Genomic DNA, 23,710 nt, shown 5'->3' with positions numbered 1-23,710 from the left:
CGATAATTTCATAGATTTTTATGGATTGATTGTCCAAGACAAATAGTAAATCGAGCCTATTAAACCAGAGCCAACGGCCTGAAAGTATTCGTCTGCCAACAGATTAGACCCGCCAACCTTAAATACGGATTTGATCGAGGGAACCGAGTAGTTGATTTGTGCATCCAACACGGAATATGCCGGGACATCGCCATCGGCGAAAGAAGCCTCCCAAAAGAAACTATCGCTCCATCTATAGTTTATACCAAATCCAAAGTTTTCGAATAAATCCGTCTTTCCAAAAGACAATTTTACCTTATGCTCTGGGGAATTAAAGTTAACCCTGACACCTCTTGCTCTTAAGTCTTCGGCATCTTCAAGTTTAGTGTACGTATAGTTTGCGCCTAGAGCAAAACCTGCCAACTTCGTGTCAATCCCAATAGAACCTCCATAAGAAGTAATGTCTTCTTGGGTGTTCGTGTAGACCTGATAGACTTTAAAATCACCATTTTGCAATGCCAACAAGGATAGACCACCATCACCAGCTTCTCCGTACAATGGAACTAAGGTCTGCGTTTGAACTATAAACTTTTTGTAATTGTTAAAATAACCGCTCGCATCAATAGTGAATTTTCCAAGCTGTGCCCGATACCCTAATTCGTACGCCGTTATTTCTTCAGGCTCTATAATTGGTGTATTCACTGCAGTTGGCGTACCGTTCTCTACAGATGTCCTTGAAAATGCATTTTCATAAGCAGCTCGGCCAACAACGTCAACAGTTGGCGAACCGGTAATTGCCTGTCCGGGTTCACTGACGTCATACGTTCTCACATCCCTATCCAAGTTATCAGGTGCCGAACCTACCAATACGGCATTTCCAACATTTAAGCCGATAAATAAGTCTTGTGTTGTCGGATTCCTAAAGCCCTGCTGAACAGATGCTCTAACATTATGGTTTCGATTTTTACCCAAGGTCCCGGACAATCCAAATCGGGGCGATAAAAAGCCATCAAAGAATTCATTCTTATCGTACCTACCGGAGGCGGTTACTTTTAAACGGTCATCTGCAAATTTCTTTTGAATTTGAGCATACGCACCAAATTCGTTGTATGTAATGGGGCCATCAAAATCTGTAAAAATGGTACCTTGAGAGTTCAGCTCATACTCCCTAAACGACCCTCCTACTTGAATGTCGGCCCAATCTTCAATCAGGTGCGCCAAGTTGTAATTGCCATTTGCATGTCTGAATTTTGTATTGTCGATAAATTTAGCACCTGTCAATAAATCCCCATCTGCAATAACGCTGTTGAAGGCACTCTGAAAGGCAGCCGTTCCCGGAATCAATCGACCCGTATCCGCAGCAGCCCTAGCAGCCGCATGCGCCTGTTCGTCAGTTGCCAGTACTCCAGAACCAACGCCTAATTTCGCCCCGATAAACGTTTGGGCATATTCAGTAAACCATTGCGTATCGGATTTCCAAGCCCTGTTGGTATTAATCGCTGCAAATCTAGTATCGTAGGAATCCCCGGAATTTTCCGATACGATATACGCACGAACAAAGAAGTTGTCATTTTTCAACTCTATCTTGTGCTGTTGCATCTTAAAACCCTGAACCGCGTAACGGCTGGCACCTTGATAAATAGTCGTTCCTCGACCAACTCTACCGTTGTAAATCAATTCTAACTTAGTCCCAAACGGGCGATAGTGTAAGGACCAATCCGCCTTGACACTTTGTGCATTATAATTAGCCAAATCAACTTCATCGTAACCCGTTCTGCTAACAGTAGCAGACCCCACTGTGCCTGTGGGCAACCCGGCCGCAGCATCAAAGTTCAATGTAGTGGATACCTCATCACCATAAACATTCAACCCATTATAATTCGGATCTGTTCTATCTGCCCCAGGGTTTCCTATGTCGTTCGTTCTATTGGCGTGCCAATCTTCTCCTTGTAAGTATGAAAAACTGACTTTAGCTGCAAATTTATCGCTAAAGGCGTGTGCGGCACGAATACCAAAGTCGTAATAGGTATTATCACCCGCCGCTTCCTGCGAAGTCAACCCTGTTTTGGCGTAAGCACTGATCCCTTGAAAATCCCAAGGGTTTTTACTCCTCATGAACAGGATACCATTAAAGGCACCCGCTCCATACAATGCGGAAGATGCACCTGGTAGTATTTCTACACTTTGTACATCCAACTCGTTCATACCCACAAGATTCCCCAACACGAAATTCAAGCCTGGCGCTGTATTATCCATTCCATCGACCAACTGCAAAAACCGAGTATTCGCAAAAGTGGCGAAACCACGAGTGTTCACTGATTGAAACGTTAAACTGTTGGTATTGATGTCAATTCCTTTTAAGTTTTGAAGTCCACCATAAAACGATTCCGCGGTGGTCTTTTTTATATCATTAATACCAAAGCGCTCAACTGAGACCGGTGATTCAAAGATTCGCTCCGGTGTTCTCGAAGCCGAAATGACCACTTCGTCCAAAAGGGTCTGAGAAGATGAAATCGTAATGGTGAGTGCTTGGTTGTTTGAAGTAACTTGGGCGGTACCCTCACTATATCCGATACTGGTTATTCTAAGTTCAAAGGGAGGCTCCTCTTCCGTATTCAAGGTAAAATTACCATCAAAATCAGTCACCGTTCCTTCTGCTTTGCCAACTATTATTATGTTAGCACCGGGTACGGGTTCGTTGTTTTCATCAACGACATTTCCAGTTACCGTTGTCTGGGCAAAAGCCAAGGTTCCAAACAACAGCAGGGGTAAAAACAATAGTGTTTTCATGTTTAGTTTGAGTTAGGTTTTGTAAAGTTTGTTACTAAGTTACCGGCAAGATACCGATTTTTTTAAACTGAAAATCATAAATTCAAAAAAATTATGCATGCATAGTACTTTATTGGTAATTACATCCGCCCAGAATTATCATATTCCGAAAAACACAAAAAGGGCCACGAATTGTATTCGCAGCCCTTTTAAAACTTAATTTTCTTTCGAATTATTCCACCGTAACCGATTTCGCCAAGTTACGCGGTTGATCTACGTTGCAATTGCGCATTACCGCAATATGGTACGACAATAATTGCAGCGGAATCGTGGTAAGCAAAGGAGTTAAACTCTCTATGGTTTCGGGAACTTCGACCACATGATCGGCCAAATCCCTCACTTGGGTATCGCCTTCGGTTACGACAGCGATAATCTTCCCTTTACGGGACTTGATCTCTTGAATGTTGCTCACTACCTTTTCATAATGGCCTTTTTTGGTGGCGATTACGATAACCGGCATCTGTTCGTCGATCAAGGCAATCGGCCCGTGTTTCATTTCAGCGGCAGGATATCCTTCAGCGTGAATGTAACTGATTTCCTTCAACTTTAAAGCACCTTCCAAAGCCACGGGAAAGTTATATCCTCTTCCCAAATACAGGCAATTGGTAGAATCTTTATAGACATCGGCAATAATCTCGATCAAAGGGTTCGATTCCAAAGCCCTTTCCACTTTCGCGGGAATGGTCTCCAACTCGGTCAGGAACTCATGGAATTTGGATTCGGAGAATTCCCCTTTCTCTTTGGCAAGTTTTAAAGCGATCAAAGTCAATACCGTTATTTGCGTGGTAAATGCCTTGGTAGACGCGACACCTATTTCAGGACCGGCATGCGTATATGCACCGGCATCGCTTGCACGGGCTATAGATGAACCTACCACATTGCAAACACCGAACACGAAGGCGCCCTTCTCCTTGGCCAGCTTAATGGCCGCGAGGGTATCGGCGGTCTCGCCCGATTGCGAAATGGCGACCAATACGTCCTTATCGGTAATCACCGGATTTCTATATCGAAACTCAGAGGCGTATTCCACCTCCACAGGTATCCTAGCCAAGTCTTCAAAAATATACTCCGCCACTAAGCCTGCATGCCACGAGGTACCACAGGCAACGATAATGATACGGTTCGCATTGACGAATTTTTCCAGGTTCTGATCAATGCCCGCCATTCGTATAATGCCTTGGTCGGCGAGTAAACGACCCCTATAAGTGTCGAGGATAGCCCTTGGTTGCTCATAGATTTCCTTGAGCATAAAATGATCGTAGCCACCTTTCTCTATTTCCTCTAAATTCAATTGCAATTCCAAAATATTGGGATAGGCAATGGCATCATCCTTTATTTTTCTCAATTTGATTTCCTTACCCAAACGTACGATAGCCATTTCTTCATCCTCCAGATACACGGCATTGTTGGTAAATTCTATAAATGGGGAAGCATCGGAGGCGATAAAGAATTCATTCTCCCCAATTCCGATGGCCAATGGACTACCTAATTTCGCTACGACGATCTCATCTGGTTTTTTTCTGTCAAAAACTGCGATGGCATAGGCCCCGACTACTTGGTTCAGGGCAATTTGAACGGCTTTGCCCAGTTTTACACCTTCCGTTTTCTGAACCTCCTCTATCAAATTGACCAAAACTTCGGTATCGGTATCGGATTCAAAAGTGTAACCCCTTTTGATCAATTCCTTTTTAACGGATTCGTAATTCTCGATAATTCCATTATGGATGATGACCAGGTTACCTGAATTGGAGTAGTGCGGGTGCGAATTGACATCGTTAGGCACCCCGTGGGTCGCCCATCTTGTATGCCCAATTCCTAAACTACCGTTTAGGGAAATAGTTTTCTTTGCCTTCTTTTTAAGCTCCTCGACCTTACCCTTGGTCTTGGCAAGATTAATATTGGCACCATCGTACAAGGCTACCCCGGCGCTATCATAGCCGCGGTACTCTAAACGTTCCAGTCCTTTTATGATGATGGGGTAGGCGTCTCTATGGCCTATATAACCAACTATTCCACACATAATCTATACTATTTATTGAGGTTAAATTCGATGCAAAAATATATGAAACGAATCGATATCGTATACTCTCTTGGTTATAGAACGTATAATTCCTGCAACTGGTACATCTTGGGAGAACAAAATTGGAATATTTCTAGGCGGAAATTTTCAGAACGCCTCGGAGCAGAAAAAAGCAACGAATACTAATTGGCTTCTGTATAGAAAATTTCCAATTTTAATTTTTTGGTTTCATCCGGTACTTCTTCACCGCTACCAAAAAGGACGGTTCCAGCAGGAGAAAGCGTTGAAATTATAGGTAGCTGTTTTTCCAAACCTTCTGCGACCATTGCATTTGCAATACCTATAAAACCTGCATCGCCAGTCATCGTAAGCCCTAGGGTAACGTTAGCGGAATCCCTCACCACAAGGTTATTGATGTGATCGGTGATTTTTATGCTATACCGTTCGGATTTACCTTCCGCATTACGCTGAACAATACCATCATAATTTAAAAAGGTGCCGAACAAGCTTTCTTCGACACTCTGCTCGGTAGCAAAATTAATTAACGGAAAACCGGTCTCAGTATTATATAAATAGAGTCTTTCAGGCTCTCGAGAAGGTTGGTCATCGCCCGTAGGTGCCGCACCCGCGTTATCAAGGGTAGTACGATCTACGTAAAACACAAGATTTGCCTCGTTAACAATCCAATTGTTCGCTTTTATCTGATTGATTGCCTCTGAGAAACCGTCGTCGTCATTATCGAATAGTCGTATTTCAGCATAGGAGCCAGCCCCGCCTTTTAAATAAATTCGGGAGGCATTCTCGGTATTGTCCAATTGATTTTGAACCTGTGGAGGAAAAGCTTCATTGATAAAAGTATTTACCGCATTGCCTCCTTGGCCTTGCACTAAATTCAAGACGTAGGATCCCTCATCCATAATGATTTCATCATCGCTCACATCAGTAGGAGTATCATTGGTATCTACCCTATTGTATGTATAGGTTACGGTTATGTTCGCCTGCTGCAGATTTAATAAAAGGAGCATCTCCTCGCCTGTATCCGCATTTACCGATAAGTGTATTCCTCTTAAAAATTCAGTAAAATTCCCTTGACTCAATAGCTCGGAACTTCCCTCTTTATCAATAAAATTTTCTTGAAAAAAATCAGTATCCAATGCTACCCTTATGCCTGGGGCTATTCTAGTTGCCACTTGAAGTGATTCCAATTCTTCGGTGTCCGGATCTTCTTCTTCGAAGACCAACATTTCTTCATCGCTTATCGCTACCTCGCCTTCAAAAAGAACGTCGGAGACAAATGAGGGTGAAAATCGCTGCGTGGAAAAGTATTCCTGTGATTCTTGGAAACTCGTATTTGGATCTAAATCCCTCAAAAAGTAGGTTGAACGTTCTACCTTTAATGTAAAATTATTGTCCCGGTTGCCATAAATACTGTCCAAATCGAACTGTTGCGGAAAGGTATTCGCGGGCATGGTAGCGGTTACCTCAAAAGATGAAGCATCCAAAGGGTCGGTACCGTTTGCCGTTTCTCGACTATTTCCTACGCCATCTCCGTCGCTGTCATTCGTAGGGTCATCCGGGGCAGTATCAAATACATCATCGACACCATCGCCATCGCTATCCCTTTGGGCATCGCTCTGCGTCAAATAAGGGATGTAAAGTATTACTTCGGTTACCGTCTCGTTTTCACCCTCATCACCCAGCGCCTGTGTAGGCGTACTCCCATCTAAATTATCTTCGACCGTTTGACTAAAACTGCCGAAAGTGGGGTTGAAGCTAGACAAACGCAACTGGCTTGTAATTCTAGCTTCGGTCTGCCCATAAAGGGGATCGTTGTATATGCCCAATTGATACAGCGGCAATCTGTTTGTTTGAACAGCCTCTATCTTTTTGTTGAAGGCGAAAACATCAAATTCGGCTCTAGCCGTAGTAAATGGCTCATTTCCGATGATTCCCGCACCGATGGTCGTCGGATCATTCTCGCAAGCGACAAGGGATATCAAGACCATTAAACCCGCCAGGGTCGGCCACTTCAATCTATTCAAAAAAATCATTCGGGCTATTTTAAAACTTCCGTGTTATAAAAATTCGCGTAGGCCTCTTCGAACTCTTGTAAAGAAACGTACGGCAACACCGGTTTTTCAAGGTTGGAAATATGGTTTTGTAAATCTTCTGGAATTTCTTCCGATGCTAAAATAATCGCATCAGAATAATCTACTGCTACCTTTAACAAATTATTATAGTTGGGCTCGGCAAGTTGACTTATGCTCTCCTGCGAAATACCGTCAAAAGCTATTTTTTTGACCATATCTTGATCCAGTTCTCCCTCGAACGATTTCTTGTAGACCGAAGTCACGATCTTGCTGTCGGCGAATAAAGGCTCATCGGCATACAGCTTTCTTAAATAAAGCGGCAAAAGCGATGCCAACCAACCATGTACATGTATGATGTCTGGATTCCAATTCAGTTTTTTCACCGTTTCTACGACACCTTTTGCAAAGAATATTGCCCGTTGGTCATTATCGGGAAAAAGATTTCCTTCCTTATCGAGAAAGGTACCTTTCCTCTTAAAATATTCGTCGTTATCTATAAAATATACTTGAATGCGCTCTTTGGGAATCGATGCTACTTTGATGATCAAAGGCATATCCATATCATTGATGACCAAATTCATCCCCGATAGGCGAATGACCTCATGTAGCTGGTGTCGTCTTTCATTAATATTGCCGTACCTCGGCATAAAAATACGTATCTGACCTCCATTGCCGTTGACCATCTTAGGGGTCTCGTAAGACATGAGTGAAACCTCATTCTCAGGTAGGTAGGGAACTAATTCTGAAGATACGAACAATATCTTTTTACCATTCATAAAAAATGTATTTTGAAATTTGCCCAAAAGCAAAATGCAAAACTACGAAAATTATGTAGATTAGCCGTATTTATAGTAAGTTTGCTCGCTTTTAAATGAAATGCATGTTACTATTCAAGACCGCCGCCGCATTAAAATCACACTTATCTTCTTTAGATCAAAAAGCCCGGCTCGGATTGGTACCCACCATGGGAGCCCTGCATCGAGGTCATGCGGCTTTGGTCGAAAGGGCATTTCGGGAAAATGACTTCGTGGTCGTAAGTATTTTCGTGAATCCCACCCAGTTCGATAACGAAAACGATCTAAACAATTATCCTCAAACCTTGGAGCCCGATATGGAGCTCTTAAAGGAGATTTCGAAAGATATCATGATCTTCGCCCCCACGGTAGCCGAAATCTACAGCAATAAAGTGGCCGCTAAAACATATGATTTCGAAGGCCTTGACCGCGTAATGGAAGGTGCCTTTCGCAGCGATCACTTCAACGGGGTTGGCACTATTGTAGAAACATTATTACGTATGGTGGCGCCCGACAAGGCCTACTTTGGTGAGAAAGACTTTCAGCAGCTGCAAATCGTTAAAAATTTAGTAGCCTCGCAACAACTACCGGTGACCATTGTAGGCTGCCCAATTGTCAGGGAATCAAGCGGATTGGCTTTGAGCTCCCGAAATGAGCGCCTCTCGAAAACGTTGCGGAAAGAGGCTTCCTTTATTTACAAAACCCTGGTAACTGCCAAGAAAAAGTTTGGCACGAAAAGTGCAAAAGAAATTATGCAATGGGTTAGCGAACAATTTAAAGCGCACCCTTTGCTGGAATTGGAGTATATCGAGATTGCCGATTCGGAAACCTTGACGCCGATTCTAAAAAAACAACAGAACAGAAAATATAGGGCCTTTGTAGCCGTTTATGCTGAAGATGTTCGCCTTATAGATAACATCGCCTTAAACTAATTTGGTATAATTACCTTTGTGTCATGCAAATTGAAGTTGTAAAATCTAAAATACACCGTGTAAAGGTTACTGGTGCCGACCTCGACTATATCGGCAGCATTACCATCGATGAAGATCTGATGGATGCCGCCAACATCATACAGGGCGAGAAAGTGCAGATCGTAAACAACAATAATGGTGAGCGTTTAGAGACCTATGCCATTCCCGGGCCTCGAAAAAGCGGTGAAATCACTTTGAACGGTGCCGCTTCGAGAAAAGTAGCCGTAGGCGATGTATTGATTCTGATTACCTATGCCCGAATGGATATCGAAGAAGCAAAGCAATTCAAGCCCTCGTTGGTATTCCCAAATGAAGAAAACAACCTATTGAATTGATTTGAACCATACCTTAAAAAAAACACTTAAAACAATACTCCCTATTGCCCTGGGAGTATTTTTGCTTTGGTACTGGTACAATTCGACAACCCCCTCAGAAAGGGAACAAATCGTTTTCTACATTAAGCAGGCCGACCTGCTTTGGGTGGGTATCTCTATTTTTTTAGGCATCTTATCGCATGTTTCAAGAGCCATCAGGTGGAACTACATGTTGCAACCTCTAGGCTATAGACCTAAACTCGCCAACAATGTGTTCATTATATTAATAGCTTATTTTGCCAATCTGGGCGTACCCAGAACAGGTGAAATCTTAAGGGCTACTGCGCTGGCAACCTATGAGGGCGTTCCATTTGAGAAAGGTTTGGGTACCATTGTTACCGAACGGGTAATCGATGTGATCATGTTGCTGATCATCATTTTGATTACTTTGTCTTTGCAGACCGATATTATCATGGGCTTTCTTCAGGAAATAGGGCTTCCTTTCAACAGTATTCTACTTTTATTGGTGGCAGGCACGGGGGCGATGGTCTTTTTTTTCCTATTTATCAAAAAATCGAAACATCCCATAGCCAAAAAAATAAAAGGATTCGCCATGGGTCTTCTGGACGGTCTGTTCAGTATTTTCAAAATGAAGCACAAATGGGGCTTTATTTTTCATACCTTACTTATCTGGGGCTGTTATATCGGTATGTTATGGGTAATCAAGTTTACGGTGGCAGAAACCATAGACCTTTCCTTAAGTCAGCTTTTGGTGGCCTTTGTAGCAGGAACATTTGCAATGATGTTCACCAATGGCGGTATCGGTCTGTACCCTATCGCGGTAAGCAAGGCCTTGGCGATCTTTGGTATCAGCAAGGTATCGGGAGATGCATTTGGTTGGATTATGTGGATTTCCCAAACAGCGCTCATCGTGCTATTCGGGGCAATATCCTTTCTAATATTACCGTTATTGAACAAAGATAAATAGCGTCTCTTTCGCATAAAAAAGTTTACAGTATGCAACGTCTCATCACCATTTTCGCTCTTCTCATGTGTCTCGGAATCAATGCCCAGGTAACACAGGAAATTTTCGAATCTTTTAAATTACAGGAGCGAAGGAACGTGCGCTACTATTTTCCTGAAGAGATGGAGGACTCTAAAAAATACCCCTTGGTAGTCGTTTTGGATGCGGAGTATCTTTTCGATCAGGTGGTCGCCACGTCTAAATTTTACAGTCAATTTCACGGAATGCCCGAAATGATCGTGGTGGGCATCGATCAATTGGAGCGAAGTGTTCGCCTTGACGATTGTGCATTTGAAGAGGATAGCGGGTTGCCCAGCGAAAAAGGGAAGCAATTTTTTGAATTTTTGGGAATGGAAATCATTCCTTACATCGATTTGAATTACAATACGGCACCCTTTAAGATGATCATTGGGTACGATATCACTGCAAATTTTCAAAATTACTGGTTGTTTAAAGGCAATTCCTTGTTCAACGCCTATGTAAGTATTTCGCCTACCTTGGCGCCCGAAATGGAAAACAGGGTTCCCGCCCGATTGGCAGAGCTCAACCAAAAGCTATTTTACCAACTTATCGTTGAGGATGAAAAAAGCCGGTATATTCCAAGAATCAAAGAAATGGACAAAGCCATTCAAGCCATCAACAAAGAATCGTTACGCTATTATTTCGACGAGTTCGAGGGAGCGGATCATATTTCCATAGCCGCCTATGGCATTGGTCGCGCGTTCGATAATATTTTCAAGATGTTCCAGCCCATTAGTCCTAGAGAGTATCGGGAAGATATCCTTACTTCAGAAGAACCTGTATATCAGTACCTTCAAAACAAATATGAAAGCATTCAAAACTTATTCGGACTCACCAAAAGGGTAGAATTGAACGATGTCATGGCCATCTATGCTGGTATTCGCAAGAAAGAAGACTATGACTCCCTAAAACCCTTGGCGGAATTGTGTAAAGACGAATTTGAGGGCACGATGCTCGGTTTTTATTTTGAAGGGGAATACTACGAGCAAATGGGTGATCCCAAACAAGCCTTAAAAACCTTCGAAAAAGCCTTTGGTATGGATGAAATCGACTTCCTGACCAAAGAAATGGCGTTGGAAAAAATCGATGCCCTGAAAGCTGATTTTGGGTTTTAAAACAAGGACCCAAAAAAGTCACGTTTAGTTCAGGTTTTTGAATAAGCGGTCCATTTCGTAACCTTATCGGGTTTCAAGCGTGAAACATTCCAATTTGCGCTACCATTTGAGATTCCATATTTCATAAGAGGCTTCGAAACCTCGTAGTGGAATACGGTACCCATCTGACCTACTCCTATCCCTTAAAACAATGATGTTTTATGGGTTTTTGTAAATAGTGTTTACCGAAGATATAGGGGATTTTATAATGCTTTATGGATATCGTTAGTAATATGAAGAAGCTGAATAGCCAACGTTAGGTTTTTTAAATACCGCGCTTTGAAAACTACAAAGACTGAGCAGTTTAAAAACGAACATTAATTAAATCGCTAGTGGTGTTAAGATGAAAATTAATCTACTCATACTGATTGGACTATTCTCCATTCAAGGAATTTGTCAAAAGGATTCTATTCTTTTTACAAACCAAGAACTTATTCTCTACAACAACAGCGGGACTTTTAAAGGCAAAGAGCTGTATAACGCAGTAAAAGATTTAAATGACTTGATCGAGCGCGAAAAGACAGATGAGTGTGGCGTTGACTATGACTTTTTTTACAATCCGCTTTCTTTGGTCGGTGAGTATTATAGCTATGAATCCGGTCAAGGCGGAACAATTGCTTGTGGAGTGCCCAGCAACACTTTAACTGTTCAAACCATAGACCTAAATAATGGTCAAGCGATTTCCCTGTCAGCTATTTTTTCAGAAGAAAGTATTCTTAAGGCCCTGAAAGCCGATCAGTGGGTAAAGAAAAATATGGAAGAAAGAAAAATAGACTTTCGATCAATCGATTCTTTTGAAGCGTTTTTGGCCGTAATGAATAGTTTTGGTTATGTAAACTTCACCTCGAATGGTTTTGCGATTTTGGACTATGACCCGAAAAAAGGGAAGGCATCGGTAAGATTGGTAGGAGCAGAATATATGGGCTATAACCATTACAAACATTTACAGTTGGGATTTTGGATAAAACCAAGGGATTCGTATGGTGACCTGTTTGAAACTAACACTTATTTTACAATAGGTGATTACCAAAATGGATTGAATAAATAATACCGAAAGTATTGCAGGAGATACCAATAATGCTATTTGAAAAAAGGTTTTTTGATGATAATAGATTAAGCAATGCATGAAGCACCGATCTGAAACCTTAATAATAGGCACACACTAATTTACCTTTGCAAACAGCTACCTTTTCAACTTATACAAAAGCTTGCCACCGTAAGACCCGCTTGCTGTTCTGAGATGTGGTGAAACCAAAGCCCTCAATCGACTCCGATTGGAAATAAAAATACATTATGCTGCGACAAACCGCACTAATATCCAGCTAATAAAAGGTTTGCAGAACGACCTAAATATCACGGGTATTAATTTTCGGTTACCTTTTTATAACGCCATGTATCATACAACATCATTTCAAACTTCTTGTTACCTTTAAGGCCAATTTCAATCGAATAAATGGCCAAGACCAAAACAGCTTTTTTTTGTCAAAATTGTGGGACGCAGTACGCCAAATGGGTCGGACAATGTTCGGCCTGCAAGGAATGGAATACCGTTGTCGAAGAGGTCGTTCAAAAAGAGGAAAAGAAGGGTTGGAATGCGCCTTCGAATAGCAAACGGAAAATTGCGAAACCCCTCCGTGTTAATGAAATCAGTACGGAAAAAGAACTTCGATTGGATACGTTCGACCTCGAATTCAATAGGGTTCTGGGCGGCGGACTTGTACCTGGGTCGTTGGTGCTTTTGGGCGGGGAACCTGGTGTGGGCAAAAGCACGCTAATACTTCAAATCGCCCTAAAATTACCTTACAAAACCTTGTATGTTTCAGGCGAAGAAAGCCAAAAGCAGATCAAGATGCGGGCAGATCGTATTCATCCTGCAAGCGAAACCTGCCTAATTCTTACGGAGACCAAGACACAGAATATCTTTCAACAGATAGAGGCTACAGAACCCGATATCGTCGTCATCGACTCTATTCAAACCCTGCACTCTGATTATATCGAATCGGCAGCCGGAAGTATTTCACAGATACGGGAATGTACGGCCGAATTGATCAAATTCGCCAAGGAAACCAATACCCCGGTCATCTTGATCGGCCATATTACCAAAGACGGTTCGATCGCGGGGCCTAAAATCCTGGAACATATGGTCGATACCGTTTTACAGTTCGAGGGTGACCGCAATTACGTGTACCGTATTCTACGTGCGCTTAAAAACCGCTTTGGTTCTACCGCGGAGTTGGGCATCTACGAAATGCAGGGCAGTGGCTTACGGCAAGTGAACAATCCCTCCGAAATATTGATTTCAAAAAACGATGAGGGTTTGAGTGGTACGGCAATCGCCTCGACCGTTGAGGGCATGCGACCGCTGATGATAGAAATTCAGGCCCTCGTGAGTACGGCAGTTTATGGCACCCCGCAGCGTTCTACCACGGGTTACAATGCCAAACGCTTGAACATGCTTTTGGCGGTTTTGGAAAAACGGGCGGGCTTTAAGCTAGGTGCTAAAGACGTTTTCCTGAACATTACGGGGGGTATCTCCGTTGATGACCCGGCAATTGATCTGGCGGTCATCGCAGCCATCCTCTCCAGTAATTCCGATATTCCCATTGAAAAAGGCATTTGTTTCGCGGCAGAGGTGGGACTTGCAGGTGAAATTCGTCCTGTACAACGCGTAGAGCAGCGCATATTAGAGGCCGAAAAACTGGGTTTTACAACCATTTATGTCTCCAAAAACAATAAAATGGGATTGAAACACACCAAAATCGAAGTGAAATTAGCCACCCGCATCGAGGATGTGGTGGGTGATTTATTTGCTTAACGCTTATCCCTCATGATACGGGCAAAAACAAGAATAATCAGAATTACGGCAATAATTAAAACGAACTGCCCTATGCCTACCTTTAAAAAGAACATATAATCGGCAATTTATGGGGATGGATTTGGAATCTCTTCGTGAATGGCCTCGATACCGGCCAATACCTCATCACTAAGGGATACGTCGATACTTCCGATATTTTCAGCAAGCTGTTTTAGGGTGGATGCACCAATGATATTACTCGTCAAGAAAGGTCTGGAATTGACATAGGCGAGCGCCATTTGCGTAAGGGAAAGGTCGTTTTGCTGCGCAAGTTCGTAATATTTTTCTGTGGCGCGCACGGCATTTGCCCCACTATACCTATTGAATTCAGGAAACAATGCCAACCTGGAGTGCTCTGGTTTTCGGTCTCCCAAGTATTTTCCGCTTAGCATACCGAAACCCAAGGGAGAATACGCCAACAGTCCTATTTTTTCCCGATGTGCCACTTCGGAATTCCCCACTTCGAACAATCGGTTCAACAAACTATATGGGTTCTGAACGGTAATCATTCTAGGGAGTGTGACATGTACTTTGCTTTCCTCCAAACAGCGCATAATACCCCAAGGTGTTTCATTGGAAAGGCCGACATGCCTTATTTTTCCTTCGCGTATCAAATCGCGTAAGGTCTCTAATATTTGATGAAAGTTGTCCTCCCAAAAATCGGTAAGGTCGTACGGATAGCCGCGCTTTCCGAAAAAATTCGTCTTTCGGTCCGGCCAGTGCAGCTGATACAAATCGATATAGTCCGTTTTTAAACGCTCCAAACTCCCCTCTACCGCCGATATAATCGATTCTCTTGAAAATCCTGGCTGTCTCACGAACTTGGTGTCCTCTCGCTTTCCCGCAATTTTGGAAGCTAGGATTACCTTCTCTCGATTTCCTGTTTTTTCAAACCAATTCCCAATGATTCTCTCGGTATCGGCATAGTATTTTGGTGCTACCGGAACGGGATACAATTCCGCAGTATCGAAAAAATTGACGCCGTGCTCAAGGGCGTAATCCATCTGTTCGTGTCCCTCGGCTTCGGTATTCTGGTTGCCCCAGGTCATGGTACCCAGACAGATTTTACTGACTTTGATATCGGTGTGGGGAAGGGTACTGTACTTCATGCAAGTTTCGGTTTACGACTGCAAATTTAAGCCTTTTCGCGAGGTTCACCTTCCTTGAAGGTTCGATTTGACCGATAACCCATTCCCCAAAGATTAGAACTCACCGAAAAAATCGGGCTTTCAACCAAAAATTCGACACTAAAAACAGTATCTGTACGTTAGTAAACAACCCGATCTGTAAAGCAACCCCATGCGACAAGGATTAGGAACCATATCTTAAAAACCGACCAATGCCCGACTTACCGAAAAACAAAGGCTCTCTAAAGAACCTGTTTTGGCTATTCGCACTTTGCTGCATAACTTCGATTTTCGCTTACGTATTGCCCGAAAACCTTATACCTGAAGCGCCGGCTACCATCGAAAATCGGCCACTTATAGGTCCACACCCATTGACCGGAATTTCAGACAACGTCGTAGTCTGTAGTGTTGACGGAACAGAGTCGCATGAAATCTACCTCTGCGGTTTGAACGACGAGCGTTTGTTGACGACAAACATCCCGGACCTCAAACAAATCGTTTGGGCCAAATTCCTAGAGGGCAGTTGCGCTGATGCAAGCCCCAATTGCTCCAATAGCGCTCCAAACTGCACTTGGGTACAACAGAGTACCGATACCCAGTTCAACGTGGCCGAGCCCGGCGATTATCGCATCTTAGTGCAATACAATGACAACAGCAGCGAACGATTTTATTTTAAAGTGTACGGTAACGGACTCAATCCGACGGCCGTTATCCAAAATATAGATTGCGGCAGTCCCGGCAATATCTCGGTGAACAATGTACCTTCGAACTACGAATTCAGTATCAACAACGGAGCGTCCTGGCAATCATCAAACGTATTTTCGATTAGTTCTGTAAGCAATTACTCCATACAAATCCGTCGAAATGATGGAAATGACGGCTGTACCTTTGAATTGAACGATTTGGCCGTGGCCAACAACAGCATCGATGCCACGACTACAGTACTGCCCATCACCTGCAATACGGCGAAAGGAGGTATTGAAGTAGCAATTGCCACCTCCTCTTCAAATTACATTTATACTCTAACCCAAGGCGGTAACCTTATTAACGATTCCGGTCCTACAGGAAGTAATTATACCTTTTCCAATCTTGATGCAGGAATTTACGATCTCGAAATTACCTTGGCCAGCGTTTCCAATTGCGTGTGGAACGGCACGGTAACAGTTCCCAATTTTCAGAATATTCAGCCCAATGTGGTCGTCACCAAAAATATTGATTGTTCGGATGGTGTCCTGAACGTGACTCAGTCAGGCGGGGTCTCCCCGTTTGAATATAGTATTGACGGCGGGTCGAGCTATTTGTCTTTTTCCGCGGGAAACCAGACCACCATACCCATCTCGGTAGCCGGAAGCTATTCTGTATCGGTACGTGATGCCAATGCCTGCGTTATCATCGCAGATCCTGTACAAGTAAATTCCGAGCCGGAAATAACATACACTGTTACCCCGAAAGATATTAGCTGTAACGGAACGGATGACGGAAGCATCACTGTAGACGTCACTAATACCCAGGGGTATTCGATTACGTATAGCATAGATGGCGGCACAAGCTATCAGACCTCCAACGTCTTTAGCAATTTGGCCGCCGGAAGTTATACTGTGAGCATCCGTAAAGAAAAAGCAGGAGGTTCCTGTGATATCAACGCAACTTCGGTCAATGTCGATCCTAGTCCGACTTTTACGGCTAGCGCGAGCGTCACACAACAGATTGATTGTACGACCGGCTCGGCCACACTATCCGTCGGGATTGATACTGGCGGGACGGCACCTTTTGAGTACAGTTTGAACGGTGCGGATTTCCAAAACGCGACCGACTTTTCGGGATTAGGTGCGGGTACTTATACGGTGACCGTCAAGGACGCCAATGATTGTACCACGACCGCCGACCAAACGATTAATGCGGGATCGAACCCTTCGGATGTTTCCTTTACCGTAAGCAACCGCAATTGCACGTCAGGAGAGGCCGATGTGCAGCTAAGCGTTACAGGAGGAAACGCGCCTTTTACTTATAGCATCACAGCGCCGATGACGCTGACCGCTCCGGATGACACTTTTGAAGGTCTGGCCCCCAACACTTATACCTTTGAAATTACGGCAAATGATGGTTGTAAAATCGTTCGAAATTACACCTTGGACGGCCCTATCAAGTTCAGCTCGACCGTAACGGTAAAAAATAATGTTTCCTGCGCGACGCCTGGTACCTCTGACGGCAGCTTGGACATTACAATTACCGATTTCGACACTACCTTCGATGTGGTGATCGAAGACGGCACGGGAACCCCGACCGGATTTAGCGTTTCAGGTGCGACCAGTTCTCCCCTAACCATCTCTGGACTACCCGCAGATACGTATACGATACGCATCAACGACCAGTCGGGACCTTGCCAACAAGTAGAGTCCGTAACTGTTGCGGCTCCCGCCTCAGCCCTTGCCGTAGACTCAATAGCACTTACGCATATGAATTGCGGCACTCCGGGTAGCGCTACCATCGAAGCCTCGGGCGGATGGGGAAGTTACCTCTATTTCGTGCGCCAACCGGATGGAACCGCAACCCCTGCACAAAGCAACAAAACCATAATCGGACTAACCCAACCCGGCATCCATACCGTTGTGGTTACTGATGTGAACGGGTGTTCCTACGATAGCGAGACCTTTGAACTGTTGGATCAAGGTGGACCAACATCAGTGGTAGACGCAACTGCCTCGAACTACTGCTACAGTACCGCCACCAAAGGCATTTTAAAAATCGATGTGACGGATGGCGAAGCCCCTTATTTCTATACCGTGAACAATGGTACGCCCCAAGCGGTTCCAGGAGGTACGTTTACCTTGACCGACCTTACACCAGATGCTTATGAAATCAAGGTAATTGGCAACAACGGTTGCGAGACCATCGTTGCCGATACGGAAATCGCCGGACAGCTTTTCGCCACTGCGCAAATTACCAAACCTTTAGGTTGCGGTGCATCGCCGGATGCTATTATTCAAGTTACACCCCAAGAGGGCTATCCCGATCCCGATTATAGCTACGAGGTAAGCATTGATGGAGGAGGATTTACAGCCACTACAGTGCCCTATTCCAGTGGGACCGCGGGTTCCTTCGTTTTCAGGGTTACCGATAGTAAAGGTTGTTCTGCGGAAACCGATCCTGTAATCACTGAGGTAGCCCCAGCACTAATCGCTACTGAGAACATCTCCGATACCGCCTGTGGTACAGATGGTACCGGCTCGGTAGAATTGGTAGGTCAGGGAGGTACCCCACCTTTTCGCTACAGTTTTGAAGGAAGCACCTTTACGACGAAGAGCCTCTATACCGGACTAGACGCTACTGATTACAACTACACCGTTAGGGATGCTTTAGGCTGTGAGGTAAACAAGACGATAACCATCGGTGCCGATGATGCCATCACGGCCGATGTCTCCCACACCGATATTACCTGCGACCCGTTGAATGGGGGCACCCAGTGGGGCAATACCAATATCAACAACGTACAAAACGCTACGGGCCTCATCACTATAGAATTGGTAAGGGTTCGCAACGAAGCCGATTATTTGGCCACAGGCTGGTCCAGAGTATACCGCAGGCGCGAAAATATCGATATGTCTACCCGTCCCGGAGGATGGAACGAACGCATGCATTGGCCGCAATGGTTCTTTGTGAGAATTACAGACGAGAGAGGTTGTACCTATGAATCTGATTTTTATAAGATCGACCAACCACCCTTACCCTGGTTTCAAAAGAATCAAGCCGATTTGGATCAAAGTTGTGCCAATGGCGCCACATTTGAAATCGAGGTCGGTGACCCGACCGGGCTCGTTGGTCCTTTTGAGTATCGTATTTGGCCTTACGATCCGGATAATCCTCCAGGTTGGAGAAGCTTTGAAGTCGCAGCGGAAAACGAAGCGCTGGGAGAAGATACTGATGTGGGTGCCTTTGAAAGGGATTTACGGGTAAGCGGCCTTTTGTTCGGCGTGAATTATGGAATTACCATTCGTGACGTCAATACCGGCTGTCAACGTTGGCGCAATTTGGGTGCCATTGCCGCACCATCTGACGATTCCACCTTTGATGTAGTCACTGAGTTTCAAGGAAAGGTATGTCGTGAAGACAATAATGGGGAGGCAAGATTTACCATAACCGGAGCTGGCGATAACGATTCGGACGGTACGCAACGGGTAGACTGGCGTATCTATAATGCCCATAGACCTACCAATACCGCGTTCCATCAAAATGGCACCGCTAATGACGGAGGTCTGGGTGGCGATATTATCGTTGATGTCAACGGCTTAAGAGGCGGCTGGTACGTGATTGAAGTTACATCCGAATCAGGTTGTGTCTCAGGAAATCGATTCCCGATCTATACTCCTAAAAAACTAGTACTGGAGCTTGATCAAAATGTTCCGGCAACCTGTACGACAGGGAATCAAATCGGCGTAACGGCCACCGGCGGATGGAACGACGAAACCAATTACAATCGACGAAACAAGCTGTATCAGAACTGGCATCCTTATGAGTACGCTTTTGTGGTCAATGGTACCGACCCGAATACGCTACCGGCTTCGGAATGGCAAAACCAGCCTTCCAAAGAAGTCTTTCCAAGCGCTTACGATGGCACGAACAATAGCTATCAGGTCTATGTTCGCGATGGCGGGGGCTGTATCAAGGGCTTGTCCGGTCCTATCACCCTCACCCGAGATGCCCAGCCGCAAATCACGGGAATCGATGTACCGAACAGGTGCTCCTCAACCAACGAAATATATACCGTAAACGCCACTATCGTTGACGGCGAGGGAGCGAATGTATACATCTGGGATGGTGAGGTGACTACCGCCATAACGAAAAATCTAGGCCCTGGCAACCATACCTTGGTCGTGCGGGATGAAAATGGATGTATCGCCACCGAAAATATCTTTATCTATCCCCAAATGGTGGCTAAAGCCAATATCACCCAAGCAGTACAGTGCATTCCTGCAAATAGTGGGGAAGTGACCTTGGACGTATATGGCGGTTCAACGGATTATACCTTTGAACGTACCGATAACTCGGAAACGAACACCACCGGTGTTTTTACGGGACTGACGCATTCAACTACCTATTCGTTTACCGTTACCGACAACCAATCGGGTTGCCCGGCACAAACGGTGACGGTTACGCTCGATGCCCCTCAGACACCGGTTTTTCAAATCCGGACACCGGTTCAGAATTTAAGCTGTTTTGGAGCCAATGACGGCAGGGTCATCGTGGAACAGGTCCCCGGTTCGGATAATCTTGACGTCGCCTACGAATACAGTATCGATGGAAACCCATACCAAGTTTCCAATATTTTCGAAAACTTGGCCCCCGGATCCCATACGGTAAGCGTGCGTTCGGCGAAAAACTGTATACAGACCTTACCGGCCTTTACCATAAGCCAGCCCAAAGCATTGCAATTGGCCACCCCGACGATCTCCCCGTTCACTTGTACGGCGAGCAATACCCTCGGGCAAGCTACGGTTACGGCATCCATCACCGATGGTCTTGGTGACGATACCGGTACGGCTCCGTACAACTACAGTTTTAACGGCAGTAGTTTTAGCGGTAACAATAGCTTTGACCTTCCCTATACCAATACCGTGCAAACGGTGATCATTGATGTCATCGATGCAAATGGATGTACAGACCAAACCACGGTCAACATTCCCGCGGCCCAAAAGGTAACAGCCACAATTACCGAAACACAGGCCATGACCTGTGTTAACGATGCCATCATCAACGTGATGGGCGCCAATGGTACGGGTATCCCGAACTATGAAACCAGAGAGCTGCCGTCGGGCAACCTGATCAATGGCACGGGCCATGGCACTATTACCATCCTGGCCGGAAACCCAGGAACCTATACCTATGAACTTACCGATACCGCCACGGGCTGTAGCGCAAGGGTCGAGTACGTCATCGCTCCGTTCGATAATATATCAGCCACGGCAACCAAAATAGCCGATATTACCTGCCGCGGGGAAGCGAACGGGGAATTGGAGTTTACCGTAACTGGTTTTGGTACTGATTTCACCTATGAGGTATTCAACGTCAACAATACCACGACACCCTTCATAGCAGCAGGCCCATCTAGTACGGCAACAGGAGCTACTAGTATTGATACATTACCTACGGGGACCTTTTTCGTAAGGGTTACCGATGGCGATACCGGCTGTACGGCAGATACCGAGCATATCACCATTCAATCCCCCACTTTTGCCTTAGACTTCAACTGGGCCATAACGCAACAATTGAGCTGTAGCCCAGGAAGCGATGCCCAAGTTACGGCCACGCCGGAAGGTGGTTGGGGCGGTTATGAGTTCCGTTTGGTAGATCCGGCAACCCCAGGGGTTCCCATTCAGGATTTTGCCGCGAACAATATTTTCAACAACCTCACCTCTGGTATCAATTATGAATTGACGCTCAGGGATGGACAAGGTTGTGCAAATGTGACCCAGACGGTTTCCGTCCCTGAAATAGATGTCATCACCATTACCCCGGATGTCATGAACGACCCAAGCTGTCCGGACGCTACCGACGGAAGCATCAGTGTGACCGCGACCAGGACCAATGGCCCTTCAAACTATCAATACATTCTGAACAATACCGGCACGGGAGTCAGCAGTGTGGCACAAAATGGCAACGTGTTCAACGGTCTGGCCGAAGGAACCTACACCGTTACCGTGACCGATGGCCGCGGTTGTGATAATACGACCGGAACCATCACCCTCACCGATCCGGCCGAAGTAACCATAGATGCCACCATTTCGATAGCACCGAGTTGTACGCCCAATTCGGCGGAAATCACGGTATCTGCCGGTGGCGGAACCAGTGGCACTTACGAGTATAGACAGGTTTCCCCAACACTAGGGGCATGGCAAGCCAGCCCGGTATTTTCAGGGCTAGGTCCCGATACTTACGCTTTCGAAGCAAGGGATGCGGTGAACGTAGCCTGTCCGTCGCCACTACAGGTAGTACGTACCATCACGCTCATCGAACCATTGGAAGTAGCGGTTGATGTTTCGAATACGACCATCAATTGTAACGGGGAGAGCGATGCGGTTCTGGTGGCTACCGCCTCCAAAGGATTGGGCGGATACCAATACCAACTAGAGGTCAACGGAACCTTACAGGGAACCCCGCAAGATTCCGGAATTTTTGAAAACCTCGGGCAGGGCACCTATCGTATTTACGTGACTAGCGGTGCAGATTGTACGGCATACTCACGGGAAATCCAAATAGCGGAACCACCGCTACTGCAAGCGACTTTGGGTACCGTGACCCATGTAAGCTGTTTTGGAGAAGACGATGGTACGATTACCGTTAATGTTAGCGGCGGCGTTGCCCCGTACAGTTACAGTATTTCTTCGGAACCGCAGAAATCGGTTGAGGCAAATATATTTGAAAACTTGGCAGGCGGCGATTATACCGTTATCGTTCAAGACCAAAACGGTTGTCAGGTCGTAGTCGAAGCGATTCCCGTTATCGCACCTACGGCACCGCTCGCAGCGGATGTCGTTCGCGTGGAGGATGAGGAATGTTCTACGGACAACAACGGCCTGATCGAACTGAATCTCTCTGGAGGAACCGCTCCCTATGCTTACAGCGTCGGCAATCCCAATGGCACCTTTACGGATGTGTCCGGGGCTAACCTGATACTTTCCGATTTGGATGGCGGATACTATGAAATATACCTTCGTGATGCAAACGGCTGTACCCTTCCCGTAGTCCAGGAGGTACGCTTAGGGGTAGACCTCAGCGCTAGCCACGAAACCGTGTATGAATGTCTGGACGGCGAGGCGCACAGCATCACTACAGTGAGGGTGTTGGATGAAAGCGTGCAGAACTACTATTTTGCCCTTGATGCCGCAGACCCGTACATGCCCACCGCGACCGACCATACCCAGGACAGTCCGATATTCGAAGGCTTGAGTGAAGGTGTACATACCATAAGTATTGTACACGAAGGCGGTTGTATCGAAGTTTTGGATACTATACAGATTTCCCTACCCGAGACCGTATCGTTGACCTTGGAACAGGGAAGCATCAATGAAATTTTGGTTTCCGCATCCGGCGGCGACGGGAATTATACCTATTATTTTGAGGCAATGCCCCAGGCCACTGGCTCCTATTACATAAATCGTGACGGCCTGTATACGGTTCGGGTCACCGATGGCAAGGGATGTGAAGCGGCTGTTCAGGTAAATATGAATTTCATCGATATTGAAATCCCGAACTTTTTCACACCAAATAACGACGGTTTTAAGGATGTCTGGAGCATAAAGAACAATGAGGCGTTCCCGAATATGTTCGTATCCATTTTTGACAGGTACGGCAGAACCATCAAAAAATTCATCGGAAACGGAGATTGGGACGGCACCTACAACAATACCGATTTACCGGCAGGCGATTATTGGTATGTCATTAAACTGAATGGCGAAAATGACGAACGGGAATTCGTGGGGCACTTTTCAATCTATCGATAGTATTTTTATTGCGACAAATCCCAGGGTAGATAAAT

12 protein-coding genes are annotated in these 23,710 nt (G+C 45.3%); 7 read left to right on the top strand and 5 right to left on the bottom strand.

All coding sequences use genetic code 11. The features are described from left to right. Positions 1-18: 18 nt before the first annotated feature. The 4 genes from FGM00_RS19305 to FGM00_RS19290 form a co-directional block, all read right to left on the bottom strand. Positions 19-2,769, bottom strand: a complete 2,751-nt coding sequence (locus tag FGM00_RS19305; RefSeq protein WP_138854494.1) for a TonB-dependent receptor — start codon at positions 2,767-2,769, stop codon at positions 19-21. Positions 2,770-2,980: 211 nt separating this feature from the next. Continuing rightward, the gene (gene glmS, locus FGM00_RS19300; protein ID WP_138854493.1) at positions 2,981-4,828 is read right to left on the bottom strand and encodes a glutamine--fructose-6-phosphate transaminase (isomerizing); all 1,848 of its coding nucleotides are present in this window, start codon (positions 4,826-4,828) and stop codon (positions 2,981-2,983) included. 182 nt (positions 4,829-5,010) lie between these two features. Beyond that, a complete protein-coding gene (locus tag FGM00_RS19295; protein WP_138854492.1) occupies positions 5,011-6,879 on the bottom strand; it encodes a DUF4270 family protein in 1,869 nt (622 codons plus the stop codon). A 5-nt stretch (positions 6,880-6,884) separates the two neighbouring features. Continuing rightward, positions 6,885-7,694 carry a glycogen/starch synthase gene (locus FGM00_RS19290; RefSeq protein WP_138854491.1) on the bottom strand — a complete coding sequence of 270 codons (810 nt, stop codon included), beginning with the start codon at positions 7,692-7,694 and terminating at the stop codon, positions 6,885-6,887. A gap of 104 nt (positions 7,695-7,798) precedes the next feature. Here FGM00_RS19290 and panC point away from each other — a divergent pair, with 104 nt between their 5' ends. From panC to radA, 6 genes are all read left to right on the top strand, one after another. After that, the gene (gene panC / locus FGM00_RS19285) at positions 7,799-8,644 is read left to right on the top strand and encodes a pantoate--beta-alanine ligase (RefSeq protein ID WP_138854490.1); all 846 of its coding nucleotides are present in this window, start codon (positions 7,799-7,801) and stop codon (positions 8,642-8,644) included. A gap of 23 nt (positions 8,645-8,667) precedes the next feature. Beyond that, positions 8,668-9,018: an aspartate 1-decarboxylase gene (gene panD, locus FGM00_RS19280; RefSeq protein ID WP_138854489.1), complete on the top strand. Its 351-nt coding sequence runs from the start codon at positions 8,668-8,670 to the stop codon at positions 9,016-9,018. Position 9,019: 1 nt separating this feature from the next. After that, entirely contained in the window at positions 9,020-9,985 is a 966-nt protein-coding gene (locus FGM00_RS19275) for a lysylphosphatidylglycerol synthase transmembrane domain-containing protein (protein WP_138854488.1), read from the top strand. A gap of 29 nt (positions 9,986-10,014) precedes the next feature. After that, on the top strand, positions 10,015-11,157 hold the full coding sequence (locus FGM00_RS19270) for an alpha/beta hydrolase (protein WP_138854487.1): 1,143 nt from the start codon (positions 10,015-10,017) through the stop codon (positions 11,155-11,157). 382 nt (positions 11,158-11,539) lie between these two features. Continuing rightward, positions 11,540-12,244: a hypothetical protein gene (locus FGM00_RS19265; RefSeq protein ID WP_138854486.1), complete on the top strand. Its 705-nt coding sequence runs from the start codon at positions 11,540-11,542 to the stop codon at positions 12,242-12,244. Positions 12,245-12,649: 405 nt separating this feature from the next. After that, positions 12,650-14,011, top strand: coding sequence for a DNA repair protein RadA (gene radA / locus FGM00_RS19260; RefSeq protein ID WP_138854485.1), 1,362 nt, complete (start codon positions 12,650-12,652; stop codon positions 14,009-14,011). A gap of 107 nt (positions 14,012-14,118) precedes the next feature. Here the strand turns inward: radA and FGM00_RS19255 are convergent, their stop codons facing one another. Continuing rightward, complete coding sequence (locus FGM00_RS19255) at positions 14,119-15,159, bottom strand: aldo/keto reductase (RefSeq protein WP_138854484.1); 1,041 nt, start codon at positions 15,157-15,159, stop codon at positions 14,119-14,121. 230 nt (positions 15,160-15,389) lie between these two features. On the opposite strand from FGM00_RS19255, the gene FGM00_RS19250 reads away from it, so the two are divergent. Next, positions 15,390-23,675, top strand: coding sequence for a T9SS type B sorting domain-containing protein (locus tag FGM00_RS19250; protein WP_138854483.1), 8,286 nt, complete (start codon positions 15,390-15,392; stop codon positions 23,673-23,675). Positions 23,676-23,710 lie beyond the last annotated feature (35 nt).

The sequence above is a fragment of the Aggregatimonas sangjinii genome (assembly GCF_005943945.1).
Classification (GTDB): Bacteria; Bacteroidota; Bacteroidia; order Flavobacteriales; family Flavobacteriaceae; genus Pelagihabitans; species Pelagihabitans sangjinii.
This window is presented reverse-complemented; position numbering and strand designations above follow the sequence as displayed.